The organism is Chryseobacterium sp. sg2396 (assembly GCF_042610505.1).
In the GTDB taxonomy this organism is placed as follows: Bacteria; Bacteroidota; Bacteroidia; order Flavobacteriales; family Weeksellaceae; genus Chryseobacterium.
Genome location: NZ_JBHGAQ010000012.1, coordinates 115,205 through 136,388, shown reverse-complemented (window position 1 = coordinate 136,388; position 21,184 = coordinate 115,205). Strand labels below are relative to the sequence as shown.

Here is a 21,184-nt window from a genome sequence, read left to right as displayed (position 1 = left end):
ATTTATTGATGTACATCAACGTGATCTGTCATTACAGTTAGCTACATTTGCATCAGTAAATAAAGAACAAGTAAAATAACTTTTATAATGAAAAAAATATTTTTATTAGCCGTATTGGCAAGTGGTCTTGCATTCGGACAGGCAAAAAAAGTAGTTAGCTCCGATGTACAGTGGTGGGGATACAAAATCGCAAAATCTGAGGCCAGTTCTCACAACGGAACCGTGAAAGTAAAATCCGGAGACCTGGTGATGAAAGGAAACCAGTTGGTAGGCGGAACTTTTGTATTGGATATGACTTCTATCAATGCAACAGACCTTTCCGGGGAATATCAGCAGAAACTGAACGGTCACCTGAAAAACGGAGACTTCTTCGAGGTTGAGAAATATCCTACGGCAACCTTCAAAATCACCGGTGTAAAGAAAAACAACGACAAGGTTTACAATTCTTTGGTAACCGGTAACCTTACCGTAAAAGGAAAAACCAACGCGATTTCCTTCCCTGCAAAGATTACTTATGCAAACGGAACCGTAAGTTTGATGTCTAATAAATTCTCTATCGACAGACAGAAATTTGATGTAGCTTACAAATCTACCATGCAGGATGTTCTTGTGAAAGATGATATGGATTTGCTGGTAAAGGTAACGGCTAAATAATTTAATCAAAAAAAGATTGTTAAAAGTGTAGAAGTTCTACACTTTTTTTTATTTTTGTTGAATTGTAAATAAAAAAGAATGAAAAGATTACTATTGTTTGCGATGATGTGCGTAAGTATGTCATTTGTTTTCGGGCAGAAGAAAGGAGATAAAGTGGTAAAGGTAACCTCATCGGAGATCAGATGGTGGGGATATAAAGTGGTAAAAACGGTTCCTACGACACATTCCGGAACGATAAAACTGAAAAGCGGAAAGTTTACCTTTGATAAAACGGTTTTGGTAGACGGAGAATTTGTAATCGATATGAAGTCGATTATGGCAGGAGACGTTTCAAGCCAGGATGAAGATATGGTAAAACTGACGAACGATCTTAAAAGCTCCAACTTTTTCGACGTTAAAAAGTTCCCGCTTGCCAAATTTCATTTAACCAAGATTATTCCTCTGGCAAACAGCGACTATAACTCCACCGTTTACGGAGACGTAACGATCAAAGGCGTGAGAAAAACCATCACTTTCCCGGCAAATGTGTACATTACTCAGTTTACGGTAGTGATCGAATCTGCAAAATTCTCATTGAACAGAAGAGATTTCAAAGTATTCTACCAGTCTTCCCTGAAGGATTACTTCATCAAAAATGAAATGGATATCCAGTTTAAGCTTTCCACAGCGGTATTGGATAACGAAAACAGAACACCTGTGAAAAAGAAAAAATAAGGCATTGGTCCTTTAATTAATAAGAATGAGTGGTTTTTCAGAAAGCCGCTCTTTTTTTTGTTTGAATTTTTTATTTTAGTAATATGAAAATATATGTCGTAAGCGGATTAGGCGCAGATTTTACGGTGCTGGAAAAAATCCGTTTTCCCGAACGTCATGAAGTGGTTTTCATAGACTGGCTGATTCCTCATCGCTATGAGGAATTTTCTGACTATGTAAAACGGATGGCCGAGAAAATAAACGATTCAGAACCTTTTTATCTCGTAGGATATTCTTTCGGAGGATTGATGGTGCAGGAAATCAATAAGCTAAAGCCGGCACAGAAGGTTGTTATCCTGGGAAGTATTAAATCGGATAAGGAAAAATCCCGGTTAATCAGGACCGGCCAGCTTACCAGGATCCCGAAGATTCTTCCGGTTACTTTTTTCAACGAGAAAACCACCAATATGTATTCGGTTGTCCGTAAATTCTTCGATCCGCGGAATCCGAAGGTTCTGCAGTATTTTAGGGTACGCGATCCGTATTACCTCAAATGGTCGATTGAAAAGATCTCTGACTGGAAATTCGATGAAAATCCGGAAGTAGTGCAGATTATGGGCGACAAGGACATCGTATTCCCGATAAGGAATTCCAGACCCGATTATATTATCAAAGGCGGGACTCATTTATTTCCAATTACAAAATTCAGAGAAGTTACCGATATTTTAGAGGGGGTTTTGGATTGAAAATTTAATTATATTTTAAATTTTTATTAAAATTAAGGGGGTTGTTTTTATTTTTATATTGTTTTTTTTAAATTTATGCTTACTTTTGAAGGGGTAAAACATAAATTGTATGACAGTAGGTTTAAAATGGATCGTTTCATTCATCCTTATTGCATTGGTTGCAGTAGGAGGATTGTTCTGGAGCCCCATTGTGGATTTTCCGAATACGGGAGAATTTTTAAGTGAAGACAAAATCGTAGGCGCAGATGTTGCCTGGATTTTAGCGGCTGCTGGCCTTGTTTTGCTGATGACGCCGGGCCTTTCCTTTTTTTATGGCGGAATGGTGGGCAAGAAGAACGTTATTTCCACCATGCTTCAGAGCTTTATTGCGCTGGGGGTGATTTCCATGCTGTGGGTTGTAGTCGGGTTTTCCCTGTCATTCGGAGATTCGATAGGATTTACGATCAACGGAGAACATTACGGCATCATCGGGAATCCTTTGAGCTATCCGTTTTTCAGCAGGGTAGGGGTTTTGCCGCATAAGGCAATGGCTTCCACGATTCCTTTTATCCTGTTTGCCCTTTTCCAGATGAAGTTTGCGGTCATCACACCGGCTTTGATCACAGGTTCTTTTGCAGAGCGTGTGCGTTTTATCTCTTACCTTTTATTTATGGTGCTTTTCAGCATCTTTATCTATACCCCGCTTTGCCACATGGTGTGGCATCCGGATGGCCTTCTGAATAAATATTTCGGCGTGAAAGATTTTGCCGGCGGGACTGTGGTCCACATGAGTGCGGGTTTTGCGGCATTGGCTGGAGCTATGGTTGTCGGAAACCGGAAAAAGCCACACCATGATCCGTCCAATATTTCGTATGTCATGCTGGGAACAGGAATGCTCTGGTTCGGCTGGTTTGGGTTCAACGCAGGCTCGGCTTTAAGTGCCAATGCCACAGCAGCTACGGCTTTCGGGACAACAACTATCGCTTCGGCTTCCGCGATGATGACCTGGATCTTTTTCGACCGGATCAATAAAAGAAAAGTTTCTGCATTGGGAGCCTGTATCGGTGCGGTAGTCGGTCTGGTAGCCATTACACCGGCCTGCGGTTTTGTTTCGGTTTCGGAAAGCCTTTTCATCGGATTTGTAGCAGCCATCGTCTCCAATCTGATGGTCAACTGGAAAGCATTGAAAAAAATTGATGATACACTGGATGTTTTTGCCTGCCACGGAGTAGGCGGTATTGTAGGGATGATCTTAACGGCCATTTTTGCCCATGGTGAAAATGCCAGCCTGCTTCACGGTGGGTTTGAAGTATTTGCCCACCACATGATGGCACTGGTTCTTGTTTCCCTGTTTGCCTTTTTCGGTTCCCTGTTGTTGTATAAAATTACCGACAGCATTATCACGCTGAGGGTTTCGGAAGAGTCTGAAGATCTGGGGCTTGACATTTCACAGCATGAGGAAAGGCTGTGTTAAAGTGAATGGTGAATGTTTCTTTGAAAGTGAATTTTGCTACACAAGTCAATGGTGAATTTTGCTGCGCAGGTGAATTTAAAAGTGAATGGTAAATTAAAAGAACCAAATTGACAATTGACCCGAAGGAATTGACCATTCACCTGTTAAAAATCGTTGTTCATATATAGTTTTAAAAAGCCTGAGCGTGATTTTTCACCTCCGGCTTTTGCATCTCGATTTATCGTGTATCTTTGTGCTTAGGAAAAAATGATGCATTTTCTATATGGAATCAATATCGGTTTTTGAGATTATTAAAGTAGGTATAGGCCCGTCCAGTTCGCATACGATGGGTCCATGGAACGCAGCTTCGGCATTTATCAGGATTATAAAAAGAGAGCGTTCAATCGCTGAGGTAAAGGAGGTTTTCCTGGAATTTTTCGGTTCACTGGCCAAAACGGGAATCGGGCACGGAACGGATATTGCCGGAATGCTGGGTTTAAACGGCGAAGACTTCAAAACCATTGATACCACGAAGATCGATGAGAAAATTAAGAAGATTAAAAGTGCGAATACGCTTGATTTGGGAGGTGAAAAAGAAATACCTTTTATCTACGGGCATCATCTGGTGCTGAATATGCAGAAGTCTCTGGATTATCACCCGAACGGAATGATTTTCAGGGCCGTTTTTGAAGATGGGACCGACTTGGTCCAGGATTTCTATTCAGTAGGAGGCGGGTTCATCATGAGCCAGGAAAAAAAATCTATTGATAAGCATTGCATCCGTACATTATATCCTTGTCATAGGTCGTCGGATATCGTTAAATATTGTGAAAAACTGGGACTCAGCAGGATTTCCGACCTGATCCTGATGAATGAAGAAAGTTGGAGAACACAGGACGAAACGAGGGCTGAGGCACTGTATATCTGGCAGCAGATCAAAGAATGTATTTACAAAGGCGTCAATAAGGAAGGTATTCTGCCGGGCGGACTGAATGTTTCCCGAAGAGCGGCCGGAATGAACCGAAAGCTGTTGGGTGATAAAATCTACAAAAACAAAGACGAATGGTTTCAGCAGGTCGTGGAGGCTGAAGAGAACTTTACCAATATCAACAAGTGGATTTCCTGTTTTGCCCTGGCGGTGAATGAGGAAAATGCAAGTTTCGGAAGGATTATTACGGCACCAACCAACGGGGCCAGTGGAGTAATTCCGGCTGTGCTGATGTATGCTCAGGCGTTCACCGGTTTTACCAGCGATGATGATATTGTGCGTTTCCTGTTGGTTGCAGGAGAAATCGGAACATTATTTAAGAAAAATGCTACCATTTCTGCGGCGATGGGAGGCTGTCAGGCGGAAGTCGGGGTTTCTTCGGCAATGGCGGCGGCCGGTCTTACGGAAATTCTCGGCGGAAGCGTAGGCCAGGTTCTGATGGCTGCCGAAATTGCGATGGAACATCATCTGGGACTTACCTGTGATCCGATCAAAGGCCTGGTGCAAATCCCATGTATCGAAAGAAATACGATGGGTGCCATCAAAGCGATTACCGCTGCCAATATTGCATTGGAAAGCGATCCTGCCAAAGCCAAAGTAACGCTGGACGAGGTGATCCAGACGATGTGGGAAACGGCCCTGTCGATGAGCGACCGGTTTAAGGAAACTTCGGAAGGCGGACTGGCCATCGCAGTGAATGTTCCGGAATGTTAATCTGAAAAATTTTGTGGTTTTCAATAAAACAGATATTTTTGCCGGAAATTTTATTGAAAACCATGAAAAAGATTTTTACTCTCCTTTTTACTGCAGCTTCCCTGGTTGCTTATTCACAAATCTCTATTCCTGCAAATTCGTCCAAAGGAACGATTGTCACTCAAAACAATACGACCATCGAATACCGAGATCTGAAATATGAAAAAGGCAAAGTGACCTACAAAAACGCGCAGACCGGAATTGAAGAGTTTCTGTACGATAATTCCATAAAGAGTATTCAGGAAAATACGAATCCTGAAAATAGGTTACCAACCGAAAATACAGTTGCAACGGTTCCCGTTCCCACTAAAAAAGAAGAGAAATATACTTCCATTTCGGATATCAGAGGATATCTCAGACAGAATAACCCCCAATACAAATCCGGAAGAACGTTGAGCGATGTCGGAAGCGGACTGATCATCGGTGGTGGGGCCGCCTTCCTGATCGGAGGTCTTTCCAATCTGTCAAAAGCAGAGAAATCTACACTGTCATCAGGCCCTGCAAAAAAGGGTTCCTCAACGCCTCTAATCTGCGGAATCGTTGCCATGGCAGGGGGTGTTGTTATGAAAATAGCCGGCGGCGCTCAAATGAGAAAAGCAGTGAGAGAATACCAGAATGCGGATGCCGGGAAATTTTCACCCAGCTATTACGTCGTTAATGACAGCAATGGGGTAGGGATGCGGATGAAATTTTAAAGATGTTCACTTTTTATTTAAGCTAAAAAATTTCCTTAATAAAGATAGAAAAGTCACATGGAATACATGTGGCTTTTTCTTTAAGTGATTAAGCGCCTGTTATTTTATGATTTCTTGACATTAAAAAAAATTAATTTCATCCTCATTTCATCTTAATAAAGCCATTATACATTTGTATCAGAAAATAATCAGAAATGTATAATTTAAATTGTAAAGAAATGAATAATAATGTTTTAAAATCAGGAAAAAAAATAGTAGCGGTTGTATTTTTAATGACTGCCGCAGTGGTAAACGCACAGGCTCCGGTTCCTCCATCAGAACCCCGTCCCGGAATGGAAAGACCCAGACCCGATGCACTGAAAGAAATCACTGCCCTGACAGGAACCGTTTCTAAAATGGCGGTGAACGACGATTTTGTCTATGATGGATTTTATCTGACAAGTAATGGCGAATCTGTTTTGGTGAAATTCCCTCCGTATCTGGGTAGCCAAATTACAGCACTCGCTAAGCAAGGCAGCAGCATAAGCGTCAAAGGTGTTTCGGAGGTGGCACCGAGAGGAGAAAAATCGTTCCGGCTAAAAAGCGTCACATCTAACGGGAAAACGATTGAAGATTTTCCACCGGCTGTTTTGCCTACACCGCCACAGGAAGTTTCCGTTACCGAAAGCGGAACTATAACGCAACTGCAGAAAAATAAAGAAGGTGATGCTGTAGTTGGTATCTTTATTGGTGATACCATTGTGAAAATACCGCCCCATATCTACCAGCAGCTGGGACAGTCATTGGTAAATGGTGCAAAAATTTCTGTTACAGGTTTTAAAAAGCCGGAAAATTCCGGAGAAGCAGTAGAGAAAAAGTATAATATTGTACGGGCCAGAACGATCAGCATAAATGGTAAAGAATATTCACTTTAAAAAGTAACCGAAAACAATGGAAACCTGGGCGGATTTTAGCAATTTGCCCAGTTTTTTTTTGATTTATAAAACAATGATTTTCAAAGCAAGAACATATAATTTATTGAAAATAAACTTTATTTTTTTATTGGGTTTTCTCCTCTCCGGATGTGAAAAAAAGCCGCCTGTTCCGCCTCATTCCGATCCCCGGATTGAAAAACAGAGTCTGCTAACCGGCATTGTACAGGCCTATGAAACCAATCCCGAAGGTGACATTGATAAAATCGTTTTGAATCTGGATTCGACGAAAGTCAAAGTACATTTTCCACCGCATTTCGCAAAAAATATACTTGAAATTGCAAAAAAAAATTCAGCGGTTAAAGTCAAGGTCTCCTCAAGAGAAGACAATTTTGAACTGATTTCCATAGCCGGAGAAGATCACACGCGTTTTTTTGATGCGGGAAAAATATTACCGCCGAAACCCAGCCTCGGCAAAGACATCGTGATAAAAGGACATATTTCAGACTTCATAAAAAATCCTGAAAATAGAATAACAGGGTTTGTAATGGATAGAAAAACAGTAATGCTCGATCCTGAAGAAGGCAACATATTAGCACCGTTATTAATACAAGCTCATCAGGTGGAAGTTACAGCCCGGGAACGTGATAAGAAGGAAGGGGTTATCAATATACTGAAATTTCCTCCTGTCCGGATAAAAGAAATTAAAATCGACAGTATTGTTTATAAATTGCGCTGATTATGAGAATATTGATTGTAGAAGACGAAAAAAAGCTTGCCGGTTTCATGCGCCAGGGACTGTCCCAGGCAGGATATCCCGTAGAAGTCTGCAACGACGGTTCGGAAGCTTTGGAACTGGCCGTTAAAAATGATTTCGACCTGATCCTTCTCGACCTCATGTTACCCGGGATCAATGGTTTTGATTTTATTAAAAACCTGAGAGTTTTCGGAGCAGAAACCCCTGTTATCATTATCAGTGCGATTGTGGATTCCAGACAGGTGGTGGAGGGACTTAATTTAGGGGCGGTAGATTATATCAGAAAACCTTTTGAATGGGATGAGCTGTTGGCAAGGATCAGAACAGTAAGCCGTTTTTCGAGCCGGTCTGTTCAGCAGAAAATCAGAATAGAGGACCTGGAAATCGATATTCCTTCAAGGAAAGTGAAAAGAGGAGGGTGTGAAATAGAGCTTACTTCCAAAGAGTTTATTTTGCTGGAATATCTGGCCAGAAATGCAAATCTCGTCCTTACGAAAAATCAGCTGCTGGAAAATGCGTGGAATATGAACTTTGATCCGGAAAGCAACATCGTTGAAGTGTATATGCACCAGCTCAGGAAGAAAATTGATAAAGGTTTTGAAACCCAGCTGATCAAAACGGTTATCGGTGCCGGCTATATGTTAAAAGGCAATAAATCATAACCATGGAACGGCAGCCGTTGTCATATTTTTATCAAAGTCTCAGGTTTCGTTTCGGATTGCTGTTTAATTCGTTGCTTTTTTTGTGTGTCAGTGTTATCATTTATTCTCTGTATAAGAATGCGAAAACAGAGCTGGATAAAAGTTTTTCCATTCAGCTGAGATCATCTGCCAGTACGATTCTTCAAAAAACCGATATTGATCCGATCACTTTACCATTGCCTAAAAGCGGGGAGTTTTTCAGAATTGTCTATGATAATAAGATCAGAAAAACAAAACTTTTTGACAATCTTCCCAAAGATATTTCCGACAAAAATAAATGGCGGCGGATTGCCGTGAAAAAATATCCTGAAAACGGGGGTATTATTTCGGTAGAATATGCATTATCCGCAGAACAGTACCATGCCGGAATCCAGAAGCTGAGAACGCTTCTCTACATATATCTTCCCATAGCTTTTTTGGTGGCATTTTTAGGCGGATATCTGCTTTCCGGATTTTTCCTCAGACCGCTTCGACGGATTGTTAGCAATGCCAATAAAGTTGATCTGGAACATATCACCTTTCTTTCCGAACCTACATCCAGAGATGAATTCTATCATCTTACGGATGCATTGAACAGAATGCTGATGCGGATCGATGAGCAGGCAAAACAGCAGGCTGCATTTTTTACGATGGCTTCACACGAACTGCGGACGCCCATCAGCAATATGCTTACGGAATTGCAGATCTTTGAACGGGATTCGCTGGATGAAAAAACAAAGCAACTGCTGGATAATCAGGAGCAGGAAGTGAAAAGAATGAAAGGACTGGTCGATAATTTTCTGTGGATGAGCCAGATAGAGTCGGGAAACCTACGTGTGAACAGATCCGAGACCGATCTGGCAGATTTGGTTCTGGAAGTTGCAGAAAGCTTCAGAAAACAACTTCTGGCCAAAAGGCAGAAATTTAAAATTGATTTTCTGCCAATGGACGGGCAGTTTAACATTATGGCAGATAAAAATCAGATTGAGGTCATCGTTAATAATCTCTTATCCAATGCTATCAAGTACGGTCAGGAAAATTCTGTAATCGGAATAGAAGTTTTACAGAAGGAAAAGACTGTAATCGAAATCTCCAATATAACCCATCAGGCTGTAGAAAATCCGGAGAATCTGAAAGGCCGGTTCCTGCGGGATTCTTTTCATAAAGAGGGTTTCGGACTGGGGCTCTGGATCTCTGAAGTATTGAGTGAGAAGAACAATGCAAAACTTTCACTTCATACATTTGATAAAAGATTTTTCGCAAAACTCGAATTTGACAGACTTTAAATGACGTAAACGCGAAGCAGAGGCCAGGTTTGAAAAGGCCGGAAGAAGAAAGCTGGATGACGGAAGCTCTTCTTTCAGCATATCGGTAACAGTCTCAAATATCAAATGATCCTGTTTGCACTTCGTGAAGTGAAAACTCGATGTAAAATTGCTGATTACTATTTTTAAATAACTGAATATAAATTAAATATCATCTGTTCTGGATTATTTGAAGTGAACTCGATCGTATTGAAATCGTGTCGGAAGCGTTATGCTGAATTCAGTCTGCCTATACATTTATTTCTCCAGGATCCCCCGGATCTTATTCGCATTGGAAATCAGTTCGCCCAGATATTCAAAATTTTCTTTTTCCAGGGCGGATTTAAACTTCCTTAATTGGGAAATGTGCTCATTCAGTACATCCAGGACATTTTCTTTATTTTGCTTAAAGATCGGAACCCACATTTCGGGATGGGACTTGGCAAGGCGGACGGTGCTGGAAAATCCGGAACTGGCCAACTGGAAAATGGTTTCCTCTTCGCGTTCCTTTTCCAAGACGGTATTCGCTAAAGCGTACGATGTAATGTGGGAAATGTGGGAAATGTAAGCGGTGTGTACATCGTGGCTTTCGGCACTCATATAAATCAGGTGCATATCAAGGCTTTCGACGATTTTTTCTACCAGCAGCAGGGCATCTGCTGCAGATTCTTCTTTATTGCAGATAACGCCTGCTTTTCCCGCAAAACTTTCGGAAACTGCGGATCTCGGTCCGTTGTTTTCTGTTCCCCACATCGGGTGAAAGGCAACAAACCGGGATCTTTTCGGATGGTCTTTCACGGCATTCACAATGCCGGCTTTCGTAGATCCGGCATCCATAACAGTCTGTTCGTCTGAAATTAAATCCAGGATCTGCGGCAAAAGTTTTTTTGCCGCATCAACGGGAACGGAAAGAATAATCAGGTCCGACTTTTTAATCGCATTTTCCAGATCGGCTTTTTCATCAATTATTTTCAGGTCCAGGGCTTCGGTGAGGTGCTTTTCGCTGTTGTCTGTCCCGTAAATAAAACCGGCCATTCCTTTTTCCCTTAATTTCAATGCCATTGATCCACCGATCAGTCCGATTCCTATGATACTTATTTTCATCGTTCAATTTTAAAATAAAAAACCTCGTCTGAGACGAGGCTGATGTTATTGATATACAAAATCCTTATCCCAGAGCTGAGGTAAAAATTCCGTAATAATATGTTCCGTTGTTTGTAATCACAGAACGAAGATAGGTAATTTTTTTTAATTGAAAATGAAAAAGTGAATGGTTAATTTTGCTATGCAAGTCAATGGTCAATTTTTAAAAGTCAATCCGCTTCGCTGTGAATTACCAGGGTCAATAGTCAATTCCTTCGGGTGAATGGTCAATTTCAATTTACCCTAAAATACACTTGCGCAACAAAATTGGCCATTGACTTGCGAGGCAAAATTCACCCTAATTTTGGTCAATGGTCAATTCCTTCGGGTGAATGGCCAATTCTAGTTTACCCTAAAAAATTCACTTGCGCAGCAAAAATTGACTATTCACCATTCACTTTTTAAGGATTCGAGATAATCAAGGTAGAGGGAATATCCGAAAGCCAGAGGCTTTTCGTGTCGATCAGGTTTTTCCAGCTTTTGCTGCTGATCAGCATCAGATCCTGTGATTTCAGGAATTCTTTCTCGATTTTTTTCTCGTTATATAGGGTGATGTGGTTAGGAGCGACCTGTTCGATACTTCGGATAATTTCTTTTACTTCAATATTATTCCTGATCTGTCCTGCCGCATCCAGGATAATGATCTGTGAATTGTTGTTATTGATCAGCCTTTTTGCATATTCCAGCAGATAGAAGTCGCTCAGGTTAAAAATCGGAACAAAAACCCTGTCGGCGGAAATAAATTCTTTTTCTACCAGAACACCCACAGGAATATGTGTTTTGTCCAGGATCTGTAAAGTAAAATCGTCAAAAGGCGAATTGTTGAAAATGTTGCCTTTTCCTTTTACGGTATTGAGTAGTTTTTCAGGATTGATGATCTTTGTCGTGAAACCGAGTAACCTTCCCAGCAGGCTGCCTTCGTACATCGATTTTCCGAGCATGATGAGGAGAAGGTCATAATTTCCCTTATTGGTAATATTCGTAAGATCGTTTTCAATATCCGTGGAAGCTTTAAAAAGGGTGGTTACTTCAAGCTTCAGGTCTTCGGAGGTTTCTATAACATTTCTGAACTGCTCGTTTTCATATACATCCATTTCATAGGCGTGCATTTCGTTTACAGGGGCGATATTCATGGCTGTAATGCTTTTATTGCCGTTCATCTTACGGGTGAAATCATGAGCCAGTTTCAGCAGGGTGCTTCCGGATTCAGGATTATCGAAAGACAGTAAAACCCTGTACTTTGCATCATTTTCCCGGGAATCGGGCTCATCTTTTTTAGATTTGAATATAAAATTGATGAAATCCAGCATAGGCCCAGTCATAAAAGTAGTGAACAGTGCCATAATGACCATCATCGCAAATATTTCAGGACTTAAAACGCCTAAATCATACCCGATATTCAGAACGATAAGTTCCATCAGCCCTCTTGTATTCATCAGGGCACCGATGGTCAGGCTTTCTTTCCAGTTAATCCCTAAAAACTTCGCCGTCAATGCGCTTCCCGCAAATTTTCCGATGACGGCAGTTAAAATTATAAATCCTGCGGTTATCCACAGATGGCTGTCATTCAGCAAACCAATCTGGGTACGAAGTCCCGTAAATACAAAAAACAGAGGAAGCAGAAGTACCAGGGCAACATCTTCCACCTTATCGATAAAAAGCGTTCTGAATTTTGCATTTTCCGGCATGATCGCTCCTGCCATAAATGCTCCGAAAAGCGCGTGGATACCGATGACTTCCGTGGCATACGCTGAAAGGATGAGGGTTAAGAAGAAAATAGCGACCATCGGTTTGTTAATGGTATTTTTCCCGGCCTGAAGATCCCCGATTCTTTTCAAAAACGGCCTTACGATTTTAATCATCAGGAAAACATAGGCAATTGCCATCAGAATTACGTAGATCGAACTTTCAAAAGAACCTGCCTTTACGATTGCAATCACAGCTGCAAGAATACACCATGCCGTTATATCATCGGCTGCGGCACAGGTAATGACCACGGTTCCAAGCTTGGTCTTCTGCAGGTTTCTTTCCTGTACGATCCTCGCCAAAACAGGGAATGCCGTAATACTCATGGCAATAGCGATGAAAAGGGCAAAGGAGGTAAACGGAATTCCCTCCGGAGCAAATTCTTTATAAATAAAATACGAGAGGCCAATGCCCAGTGCAAACGGAATGATGATGCTGGCATGGCTGATCACCACGGCGTCATGCGCTTTTTTTCTTAAAACGCTCAGATCGAGTTCCATACCAACAATATACATGAAAAGGATTAACCCGATCTGGCTGAGGAACTGCAGGTTGCCCAATGATTCCTTTGGAAATAGAAATACAGAAAATTCAGGAAAATACATCCCCAGCAGGGAAGGACCTAATACGATCCCGGCGATCATTTCTCCGATCACGGACGGCTGCCTGATCTTCATGCAGATCCATCCGAAAAGTCTTGCTACCAAGATAATCGTAACGATCTGTGCCAGCAACAGTGCCAAAGGATGATGAAGGTTGGTTTTGAATGATTCTGAAAAATTTTCCCAACTCGAACCGCTGTTTGTTTTGGTAATGATGTTTTCTCGGGCTTCCAGCGTTTGTCCTTCGATAATGAAAAAATACATCAGACACGAAAAAACAATGATGGTGGAGATATAAAATATGATGTTTCTGTATTTTCCCAGGTTCATGATTCCGAATTTTCTACAAAATTGCTAAGAAAATCAGAATAAAACCGACTGCTGTTTTTCAAATGTAACGAAAGGGATGAATTTTGCAGCCAAATTTACCGGCTCAGGAGGTCGGATAATGTTTTTCTGTATGTTTCGCCGATCTGTACCTTTAAAAAATTATCGTTTTCCACAGGGATGGTAGTAATGATTTCATGGGTAGAAAATACTTTAACGGAAGAAAGGGCAATGATCTCTTTTTTGTTGACTTGGGCAAAATCTTTTGCAGGAAGCATGTCGAGGAGATTTTTGAAGTTCAGGTTTTTTAAAACGATATTGCTGCCGTCGTTCAGCAGGATTTCTTTATCGCGGCTGTCGATTTCGGAAGTTTTGATGTAGGCAATCTGGTCGGTAAAGATCACGGTCTTGCCGATGTTGGTATTCCATTCGATGAAATCTTTCTTCAGGGATTTTTGCAGCAATTCCGCTGCTTTTTCGAATGCCCGGGCGAGTCTTTCTTTTTTGATGGGTTTCCGTACGTAATCCACGACATTCAGGTCGAATGCTTCAGCAGCGTATTCCTTGTAAGCGGTCGTGAAGATGATTTTTTTAGATCCGGAAATCAGTTCGGCTACCTGTAATCCGTTTATTCCCGGCATTTCAATATCCAGAATGCAGACGTTACATTCGATATTTTCGATTTCCTGTAAGAAGATTTTGGGATCGTTGAATGCTTTTACCACTTCCACATCTTCGATCTCCTCACACAGCAGCTTTAAATAGCTGATGGCCAGCAATTCATCATCAAGAATAACGCATTTTATCATAAAATTCACCTAAATTGATTGTCAGTTCCGCCGTGAATATACCGTTTTTTGAAGTTTTATGGAGCGTGTAAAAATTATTGTAGATCATTTTCAGCCTTTGGTCCAGCGATTGGCTTCCGAAACCGCTTTTTTCTTTTTCGAGTATGTTTTTGAGGGAGGCTTTGTTGCTGACTTTCATAGTGAAAACGCGGTCTTCAAGCTCCAGATGAATGGCAATAAAAGAATCCTGCGCGAGAAAATCCGTATGTTTGAATGCATTTTCAATCAGGTCTACCGAAAGGAGCGGGGCGAAAACCTTCTCTTCATAAATTTCGTCAGATTTATTGATCTTCGATTTGATCCTGAAATCAAAAAGCGGGTTGATCTTGATTTTATTGATCTCGATTAAGCTTAAAGCAAAATTCAGTTCTTCTTTCGGGCTTACGAATTTATTATTGCTTTCGTACAGGATATAATCCAACACATTTGCGAGTTTGTCCAGCGACATATAGGTATGATAAGCATGCGACTGAACGGAATTAAGGATGTTCTTAAATAGATGTGGATTTAATTTGGTGCCGATCTGCTCGAGCTGAACTTCTTCCAAACGCTCCCGGATCATTTTATTGGCTCCTGCAAGCCGAGCGTTCTTCCGTTTAATTTTTTGGTTTTCAATAAATAAATAGATGCTTACTGTCAGAAAAAAGAAAATGGCGAATACCCCGACAAAGATCAGGTAATCATAAATCATGTAGTAATTGCCGTCCATCTTTCAGCGTAAACTGTTCATTCTTTTCTATTTTAAAATATAGCATTCACGATAAGCTTGCCTGATGCTGAGAAGTTGAAAAGGAAAGTTTTCTGTCTAAATCGTTTAATTCAGCTTCTTCAGGGAATTCATCGTGGCCTGTTCCTCACACTTCTCAAAGGTGACTTCGTACTTCGGCTTTTTCTCAGGATAGGTCAGGAAATAATCCGGGCATGGCTTTTTCTGGGCGTGGCTTCTGTCAAAATCGATTTTCCCTTTGGTGATGATGCTGTCTTTCAGGAATTTTTCATCGATCTTCAGGGTTGTCATTTCTGCTTTAAACGTGTCGGAATATTTAAAATCTTTTGACAGCGTTTCCGCAATTACCCGGCTGTTGGGAAGATACCCGCTGCAGCTTGCCCCTTTTTTGTTTAATATAAAAAATACGATCACAAGTCCCGGAATGAGACCGATCATGTAAAACTTGAGCTTCTTCATTTAGAAAATTAAAAGATTGATGTCATGATACGTCAGTCCGAAACGGTCGCAGATGATCTTTTTCGTATGTCTGCCTTTGTACATATACAGGCTCTGTTTCATTTCGTTTTTGCGTACCAGCATGTTTTCAAAACCGCCTTCTTCGTCATAATTTAAAATATAGGAAAGGAAAAAGTTGGAAATGGCTTTGGTGGTTGTCCGCGGCATTCTTGATGTAAGATTCGGCAGTCCGCAGTGGATTACGCCGTGTTTGATGATGTAAGGATCTTCCATCGTGGTCAGCTCGGATGTCTCGATTACTTTACCGTTATCGATGGTAATATCGATGATTACGCTGCCTTTCTTCATTTTCATCACCATATCTTCCGTTACGATCGGCGTCATATTTAATCTCGGAAGGGCTCCGATAACCACATCGGCCCTTCTCAAGGCTTTTTTAAGTTCTTTAGGGTCGATAATCGAGGTTGGAACCCTGCTGTCGACCAAAGTGTGCAGTCTTCTCAGCTTGGAAAGGGAATTATCGAATACCCTTACGCTTGCGCCCAGGCCGATGGCTGCTTTTGTAGCAAATTCGCCTACAATTCCGGCGCCGATGATCACGACTTCCGCCGGTCTTACCCCGGTGATCCCGCCCAGCATCAGCCCGTTGGATAGGGCTAATAATTCGGAAGCATACAGGATGGAAACCGTTCCTGCGATTTCCCCGACCAATCGTACCAGAGATAACTGACGGTACTCGTCAACAATGAATTCAAAGGCGATGGCATTTACCTTTTTTTCAGCCAGTTTCAGGAAATAGGCTTTATCCCGCAGGTTGATCTGCAGTGCCGAAACGAGATAGGTGTTCGGGCGCATATAATCTATTTCCTCTTCGGTAGGCGGATTTATTTTAAGGATCAGATCCTGGGAAAAAGCTTCCTTAGGGTCGTTGGTAATCCTTGCCCCGGATTCCGAGTACTGTAAATCTGTAAAGAACGAACCTTCTCCGGCTCCCGCTTCTATGATAATTTCATGACCACTTTCTACTAAAACCTGTACGGCATCGGGTGTTATACAAGTCCTTCTTTCGTTCAGGCAGGTTTCCTTCGGAATACCGATGCTGAATTGTTTTCCTTTTTTAACGACCTCCAGCTTTTCTTCTTTCGGCATCAGTTCCTCTTCGGTAAAAGGAGTAAAAATGTTTGTCGTACTCATCCTTTAAAATAATTAGGTTCTTACAGATCTTATTTTACATTCAAATTCAGTAGCAAAGATACATAATATTTAAACGATTTACCTGAATGTAATTTCGCGGACTTCTCCGGTATTGATGATGCTCATTTCGTGATAGGTAAGCCCGTGAAGATCTTCTTCGTATACCTCCGGCCATTCGATGATGCAGAGGAAAGCATTGTCAAGGTATTCCTCAATGCCGATGTCATAGGCTTCTTCAATGTTTTTCAACCGGTACAGGTCGAAATGATAAACTTTTCCTTTCGGGGTATTGTATTCATTCACAATAGAGTAGGTCGGGGAGTTCACTTCGTCGGGACTGCCCAGGTTCTTCAGCAGAAACTGGGTGAAGGTAGTTTTTCCGGCTCCTAAATTCCCTTTTAGCAATAAGATGTTGTGCTGTAATCTGGAAATGACTGTTTCTGCAACGGACTGCCAGTCTTCCATATGATGAATGGTGAATTGCATATTTTTAAAGCAAAGATAATTATTTAACGGGAATTTGAAGAAGTGATTCGTTGAATAGGCTGGAAGAGAGTTGATGGTGGCCGGAAGTTTTACGGTCGATATCACAACCAGCCGCTTATATAAGATTAGGTGGTATAATTTTATCCGTTTAGGTTAAGAATTAATTTTTTATTTGGGAATTGTTGAGATAAATTTTGTAAAAATGGGCGGTCCTTTTTTCTGTTTTTTCCGGATTCCTGTAACGGTTATTTTTAGCAGGGGCTTCGTAGGCGGCTAAGATTTCTGCCATTTCTACCGGCTGAAAATCCTTAACTTTTTTATGGAATAAAGATTGTGAAACTTGCGATAAGCCTTTTCTTTTTTCAAGGAAATCAAACTTATTGAAATTGAAGGAAAGACATTCCTGCTGGGTGAAATGATGTTCAATGTATCTTGCCGTTAAAAACTGATCGATTCCTTTCTTATTCTGGATTTCCAAAAGAGGAAACAACCGGTAAGCCGTTTGGCTGCAGGGACATTCTTTTCGTGAAGATTGAGGTTTTAGTAAATCATCAATGACATAACTTCATGAATCGGAAAACAGAGAATTCGGATAGACGGTATTATAAAAGGAAGTGAAGTTTTCCGGAAGTTTTTTACAGCTTCTCATTTCGTAAGTGATCAGCTTTTTGTCGGAATGATTAAGAATAAAATTTCCTCCGGATTCCAGGTAGATGGCAAAGAATAAAAATGCTGTAAAAAACAATATGAGCATCCATTTGATACATTTCATCATGGGTAGGCAGTTTGTTTCAAAATTAAATAAAATTCATTTAAAAAGTTGGAAAATAGCATTAGTTGAAAATATAATAGATCGATCAGCAATAGAAGTGTGCATTAGTTTTTTTAATGCAAAGCTTTAATACTAAATTCATAAATTTTGAGGAAGCAAAGAATCAGTAAGCTGATTTGGGGAGTGTGCGTTTTTAGCTTCGCGCGGAAAATATATTTGCCTTAGTCTGAATTGAACCTCATAAAAATTTGATAAAGTCAAATCTTTTCTGCCTTAAAACGCCCGATGTATCAAAGAATTTTGCGTCTTTTGGCAGTCCAACAATCATCCATTCCGTCACAAAACTTCATCCGTCAATTACCGCGTATCTTGCCGGCGAAAACTAAAAATTGTCTATTTTTGCAGCATGATTTCCAAACAGACCATAGATAAGATATTTTCCACGATTCGGGTTGAAGAAATCGTCGGAGAATATGTGCAGCTGAAAAGGGCCGGGTCTAATTATAAAGGACTGAGTCCGTTTCATGATGAAAAGACACCGAGCTTTGTGGTGTCTGCCAGCAAGCAGATCTGGAAAGATTTCTCTACCGGGAAGGGCGGAACGGCGATCTCCTTTTTAATGGAAATCGAAAACTTTACCTATCCCGAAGCGCTTCGCCACGCCGCCAAAAAATACGGGATCGAGATCGAAGAAGATCAGAAAGATTTTTCCGAAGAGGCGAAGATGGCGCAATCGGAGCGGGACCAGCTGTATAAAATCCATGAGGTAGCCAATGATTTCTTTCAGAATTTCCTTTGGGAAGTGGAAGAGGGAAAAGCCATCGGTCTTTCGTATTTCAAAGAGCGGGAACTCCGTGATGACATCATCAAAAAATTCCAGCTGGGGTACTCCCCGGAAAAGAAAAATGCATTCACCGAATATGCCCTGGAAAAAGGCTATTCCAAGGATCTCCTGGAAAAATCCGGGCTTTCGATTTTCCCTGAGAATTCACCGGGCGGAATCGACCGGTTCCGGGAAAGGGTGATGTTCCCGATCCACAGCTTTTCAGGGAGGGTGTTGGGATTTGGAGCAAGGATCCTTAGGAATAATGTAAAAACCGCCAAATACCTCAACTCTCCGGAGACGGAAATTTACCATAAATCCAATGTCCTTTACGGCCTCAACCAGAGTAAGCAGGCGATTTCACGGAAAAATGTCTGTCTTCTCGTGGAAGGGTATATGGACGTGATTTCGCTTCACATGTCGGGCATCGAAAATGTGGTGGCAAGTTCCGGGACTTCCCTGACCACGGAGCAGATCAAGCTGATCAAAAGGCTGACGGAAAACGTAACCATCCTTTTTGACGGGGACAATGCCGGAATCAAGGCCAGCTTCAGGAGCATCGATATGCTGCTCACCGAAGGGATGAATATTCGCGTCCTGCTGTTTCCCGACGGTGATGATCCCGATTCATTCGCCAGAAAGCATTCTCAGGAGTATGTGGAGAAATTCATCGAAAACGAAGCGATGGATTTTATCGATTTCAAGGCGGAGATCCTGTTGAAAGATATTGGCGATGATCCTATTAAGAAAGCCGAGGCGATCCGGGATATTGTAAAATCGGTTTCTTTTGTTCAGAATGCTTTGAAAAGGGAGGTGTACCTTAAGCAGGTTTCCAGTAAGTTTGGGCTTTCGGAACAGAGCTTATTTAACGAACTTAATGTCCAGAAGCAGATCACGCAGGGCCAGACGCATCATGTGCTGCAGCAGCAGCAGCAAAAGGAAGCCGCTCCGGTAAAAATGGATGTGGTTCCTCTGGATGAAGAGAAATCCGATCCGTTTCTGTTTGAGGTTTTGTTCATGGAAAATAAATTGATCGATCACATGCTGATGTTCGGCGATATTGTCCTGAAAAGGAGAAACGAAAAGCAGGAAGAATATCAGATTACCGTTATCGAGGAAATTCTTTACCATTTCGATGAAGAGCAATACCGTTTCCTCGTAAAAGGGAATGAAATTATCATCGGACACGTAAAAGAAGGCATTCATAATGAAGAATTAAGAAGCGGGAATTTTTTTATTACCTTTATGGATGAGGAAATTACGACAAAAGTAGTAGATGCACTGCTTCCTGCAAATGAACTTGAAAACTGGGCCTCCAGGAATATTTTCCCACCGAATTACGGCGATAAAATTGCCGATCAGGTAAAAGGGGATATCTTGTTGCATAAATACCGGTATATCGATTACCTCATTGCACAAACGGCAAAAGATCTTGAAGAGTACCGGGATTCCGACCAGACGAAGTACTATGAGCTTTTGCAGAAGATCATGCTGATGAAGCAGGCTTCCATCAAATTGAGCCAGATGATCGAATATTCGCCTATTAAAGGGATTTATGTCAATAGAAAAAAGTAATTGCAGCCAATCTGATGATTCGGATATGAGCTTCTGTGACAAAAAGTCCTATAAAATTTTAGGAATAAAAGTTGTAACTTAAAAGTCATAAATTGTAATAATACAAACAGAAATATGGACATTAAAAAAGAATTCAGAGATTTCTCTACGAAACATTTAGGAAACAACGGTCTGGTTACCGATCAATATATGAATATGTACGGCCCAACGAATCTTACGCCGTATATCATGGAGGAAAGAAGGCTGAACGTAGCGCAGATGGACGTTTTCTCCCGTCTGATGATGGACCGGATTATTTTCCTGGGTACCGGGATCGATGATCAGGTGGCTAATATTGTGACGGCACAGCTTTTATTCCTGGAAAGTGCCGATCCTTCAAAAGATATTCAGATCTACATCAACTCTCCGGGTGGAAGCGTATATGCAGGATTGGGAATTTACGATACGATGCAGATCATCAAGCCCGACGTGGCGACCATCTGTACAGGGATTGCCGCTTCCATGGGTGCTGTTCTTCTGGTAGCGGGGGAAAAAGGAAAGCGTTCCGCTTTGAAGCACTCAAGGGTAATGATCCACCAGCCATCAGGAGGGGCGCAGGGAGTGGCTTCCGATATGGAAATCAACCTTCGGGAAATGCTGAAGCTTAAAAAAGAGCTTTATGAAATTATTTCAGAACATTCCGGACAGACTTACGAATGGGTGGAAAAAGCATCAGACAGGGATTACTGGATGACTTCCGAAGAGGCAAAAGGCTACGGAATGGTTGATGAAGTTTTACAGAGAGCTAAAAAATCATAATCAGCTTTAGCTGTTATAAAGAAAGCGCACCATGACCGGTGCGCTTTTTATTTGTCTGAACATCATTTTAA

Annotated in this window: 21 protein-coding genes; 12 read left to right on the top strand and 9 right to left on the bottom strand. The window is 41.4% G+C overall.

Annotated elements, in window-relative coordinates; translation table 11 throughout:
* Positions 1–87 precede the first annotated feature (87 nt).
* The 10 genes from ACED20_RS13690 to ACED20_RS13645 all read left to right on the top strand — a co-directional run bounded on the left by ACED20_RS13690 (position 88) and on the right by ACED20_RS13645 (position 9,595).
* A complete protein-coding gene (locus tag ACED20_RS13690; protein WP_146943407.1) occupies positions 88–654 on the top strand; it encodes a YceI family protein in 567 nt (188 codons plus the stop codon).
* A gap of 78 nt (positions 655–732) precedes the next feature.
* Positions 733–1,368 (top strand): YceI family protein, encoded by a 636-nt coding sequence (locus tag ACED20_RS13685; protein ID WP_294200426.1) that lies wholly within the window; start codon positions 733–735, stop codon positions 1,366–1,368.
* A gap of 83 nt (positions 1,369–1,451) precedes the next feature.
* Positions 1,452–2,093, top strand: coding sequence for an alpha/beta hydrolase (locus tag ACED20_RS13680; protein WP_294264807.1), 642 nt, complete (start codon positions 1,452–1,454; stop codon positions 2,091–2,093).
* A 109-nt stretch (positions 2,094–2,202) separates the two neighbouring features.
* Positions 2,203–3,546 (top strand): ammonium transporter, encoded by a 1,344-nt coding sequence (locus ACED20_RS13675; protein WP_294222856.1) that lies wholly within the window; start codon positions 2,203–2,205, stop codon positions 3,544–3,546.
* A 262-nt stretch (positions 3,547–3,808) separates the two neighbouring features.
* Complete coding sequence (locus ACED20_RS13670; protein ID WP_378105194.1) at positions 3,809–5,227, top strand: L-serine ammonia-lyase; 1,419 nt, start codon at positions 3,809–3,811, stop codon at positions 5,225–5,227.
* A gap of 62 nt (positions 5,228–5,289) precedes the next feature.
* Entirely contained in the window at positions 5,290–5,961 is a 672-nt protein-coding gene (locus ACED20_RS13665) for a hypothetical protein (protein WP_378105191.1), read from the top strand.
* Positions 5,962–6,179: 218 nt separating this feature from the next.
* Positions 6,180–6,875 carry a hypothetical protein gene (locus ACED20_RS13660; RefSeq protein ID WP_378105188.1) on the top strand — a complete coding sequence of 232 codons (696 nt, stop codon included), beginning with the start codon at positions 6,180–6,182 and terminating at the stop codon, positions 6,873–6,875.
* A 268-nt stretch (positions 6,876–7,143) separates the two neighbouring features.
* Positions 7,144–7,611 carry a hypothetical protein gene (locus tag ACED20_RS13655; RefSeq protein ID WP_294240938.1) on the top strand — a complete coding sequence of 156 codons (468 nt, stop codon included), beginning with the start codon at positions 7,144–7,146 and terminating at the stop codon, positions 7,609–7,611.
* 2 nt (positions 7,612–7,613) lie between these two features.
* Positions 7,614–8,291 carry a response regulator transcription factor gene (locus tag ACED20_RS13650; RefSeq protein WP_294200433.1) on the top strand — a complete coding sequence of 226 codons (678 nt, stop codon included), beginning with the start codon at positions 7,614–7,616 and terminating at the stop codon, positions 8,289–8,291.
* A gap of 80 nt (positions 8,292–8,371) precedes the next feature.
* Positions 8,372–9,595, top strand: coding sequence for a HAMP domain-containing sensor histidine kinase (locus ACED20_RS13645; RefSeq protein WP_294240935.1), 1,224 nt, complete (start codon positions 8,372–8,374; stop codon positions 9,593–9,595).
* A 276-nt stretch (positions 9,596–9,871) separates the two neighbouring features.
* On the opposite strand, the gene ACED20_RS13640 is transcribed toward ACED20_RS13645, so the two are convergent.
* From ACED20_RS13640 to ACED20_RS13600, 9 genes are all read right to left on the bottom strand, one after another.
* Positions 9,872–10,717, bottom strand: a complete 846-nt coding sequence (locus tag ACED20_RS13640) for a prephenate dehydrogenase (protein WP_294200436.1) — start codon at positions 10,715–10,717, stop codon at positions 9,872–9,874.
* Positions 10,718–11,157: 440 nt separating this feature from the next.
* A complete protein-coding gene (locus ACED20_RS13635; RefSeq protein ID WP_378105181.1) occupies positions 11,158–13,434 on the bottom strand; it encodes a cation:proton antiporter in 2,277 nt (758 codons plus the stop codon).
* 95 nt (positions 13,435–13,529) lie between these two features.
* Positions 13,530–14,240, bottom strand: coding sequence for a LytR/AlgR family response regulator transcription factor (locus tag ACED20_RS13630; protein ID WP_378105178.1), 711 nt, complete (start codon positions 14,238–14,240; stop codon positions 13,530–13,532).
* Positions 14,218–14,988, bottom strand: a complete 771-nt coding sequence (locus ACED20_RS13625) for a histidine kinase (RefSeq protein WP_295222327.1) — start codon at positions 14,986–14,988, stop codon at positions 14,218–14,220. The genes ACED20_RS13630 and ACED20_RS13625 overlap by 23 nt, the downstream gene beginning before the upstream one ends.
* 105 nt (positions 14,989–15,093) lie before the next feature.
* Positions 15,094–15,465, bottom strand: a complete 372-nt coding sequence (locus ACED20_RS13620) for a hypothetical protein (protein WP_294290549.1) — start codon at positions 15,463–15,465, stop codon at positions 15,094–15,096.
* The gene (locus ACED20_RS13615; protein WP_294200441.1) at positions 15,466–16,659 is read right to left on the bottom strand and encodes an alanine dehydrogenase; all 1,194 of its coding nucleotides are present in this window, start codon (positions 16,657–16,659) and stop codon (positions 15,466–15,468) included.
* A gap of 78 nt (positions 16,660–16,737) precedes the next feature.
* Entirely contained in the window at positions 16,738–17,145 is a 408-nt protein-coding gene (gene tsaE, locus ACED20_RS13610; protein WP_294240932.1) for a tRNA (adenosine(37)-N6)-threonylcarbamoyltransferase complex ATPase subunit type 1 TsaE, read from the bottom strand.
* A gap of 160 nt (positions 17,146–17,305) precedes the next feature.
* A complete protein-coding gene (locus tag ACED20_RS13605) occupies positions 17,306–17,635 on the bottom strand; it encodes a transglycosylase domain-containing protein (protein WP_294240930.1) in 330 nt (109 codons plus the stop codon).
* A 75-nt stretch (positions 17,636–17,710) separates the two neighbouring features.
* Positions 17,711–17,920 carry a hypothetical protein gene (locus ACED20_RS13600; RefSeq protein ID WP_294240928.1) on the bottom strand — a complete coding sequence of 70 codons (210 nt, stop codon included), beginning with the start codon at positions 17,918–17,920 and terminating at the stop codon, positions 17,711–17,713.
* 403 nt (positions 17,921–18,323) lie between these two features.
* Between ACED20_RS13600 and dnaG the strand changes: the two genes are divergently transcribed.
* Together dnaG and clpP are read left to right on the top strand one after the other, a co-directional pair.
* Complete coding sequence (gene dnaG, locus ACED20_RS13595) at positions 18,324–20,315, top strand: DNA primase (RefSeq protein ID WP_378105173.1); 1,992 nt, start codon at positions 18,324–18,326, stop codon at positions 20,313–20,315.
* Between the two features lie 114 nt (positions 20,316–20,429).
* Positions 20,430–21,113, top strand: coding sequence for an ATP-dependent Clp endopeptidase proteolytic subunit ClpP (gene clpP / locus ACED20_RS13590; protein ID WP_146941303.1), 684 nt, complete (start codon positions 20,430–20,432; stop codon positions 21,111–21,113).
* The last annotated feature ends 71 nt before the right edge of the window (positions 21,114–21,184 follow it).

Excerpts from the sequence above, each read along its gene's own strand:
- ACED20_RS13625 (WP_295222327.1), bottom strand. The coding sequence starts at position 14,988 with ATGGACGGCAATTACTACATGATTTATGATTACCTGATCTTTGTCGGG.
- ACED20_RS13660 (WP_378105188.1), top strand. The coding sequence starts at position 6,180 with ATGAATAATAATGTTTTAAAATCAGGAAAAAAAATAGTAGCGGTTGTA.
- ACED20_RS13670 (WP_378105194.1), top strand. The coding sequence starts at position 3,809 with ATGGAATCAATATCGGTTTTTGAGATTATTAAAGTAGGTATAGGCCCG.
- ACED20_RS13690 (WP_146943407.1), top strand. The coding sequence starts at position 88 with ATGAAAAAAATATTTTTATTAGCCGTATTGGCAAGTGGTCTTGCATTC.
- ACED20_RS13635 (WP_378105181.1), bottom strand. The coding sequence starts at position 13,434 with ATGAACCTGGGAAAATACAGAAACATCATATTTTATATCTCCACCATC.
- tsaE (WP_294240932.1), bottom strand. The coding sequence starts at position 17,145 with ATGCAATTCACCATTCATCATATGGAAGACTGGCAGTCCGTTGCAGAA.
- ACED20_RS13640 (WP_294200436.1), bottom strand. The coding sequence starts at position 10,717 with ATGAAAATAAGTATCATAGGAATCGGACTGATCGGTGGATCAATGGCA.
- ACED20_RS13675 (WP_294222856.1), top strand. The coding sequence starts at position 2,203 with ATGACAGTAGGTTTAAAATGGATCGTTTCATTCATCCTTATTGCATTG.
- ACED20_RS13650 (WP_294200433.1), top strand. The coding sequence starts at position 7,614 with ATGAGAATATTGATTGTAGAAGACGAAAAAAAGCTTGCCGGTTTCATG.
- ACED20_RS13615 (WP_294200441.1), bottom strand. The coding sequence starts at position 16,659 with ATGAGTACGACAAACATTTTTACTCCTTTTACCGAAGAGGAACTGATG.
- dnaG (WP_378105173.1), top strand. The coding sequence starts at position 18,324 with ATGATTTCCAAACAGACCATAGATAAGATATTTTCCACGATTCGGGTT.
- ACED20_RS13630 (WP_378105178.1), bottom strand. The coding sequence starts at position 14,240 with ATGATAAAATGCGTTATTCTTGATGATGAATTGCTGGCCATCAGCTAT.
- ACED20_RS13680 (WP_294264807.1), top strand. The coding sequence starts at position 1,452 with ATGAAAATATATGTCGTAAGCGGATTAGGCGCAGATTTTACGGTGCTG.
- clpP (WP_146941303.1), top strand. The coding sequence starts at position 20,430 with ATGGACATTAAAAAAGAATTCAGAGATTTCTCTACGAAACATTTAGGA.
- ACED20_RS13620 (WP_294290549.1), bottom strand. The coding sequence starts at position 15,465 with ATGAAGAAGCTCAAGTTTTACATGATCGGTCTCATTCCGGGACTTGTG.
- ACED20_RS13600 (WP_294240928.1), bottom strand. The coding sequence starts at position 17,920 with ATGATGAAATGTATCAAATGGATGCTCATATTGTTTTTTACAGCATTT.
- ACED20_RS13665 (WP_378105191.1), top strand. The coding sequence starts at position 5,290 with ATGAAAAAGATTTTTACTCTCCTTTTTACTGCAGCTTCCCTGGTTGCT.
- ACED20_RS13685 (WP_294200426.1), top strand. The coding sequence starts at position 733 with ATGAAAAGATTACTATTGTTTGCGATGATGTGCGTAAGTATGTCATTT.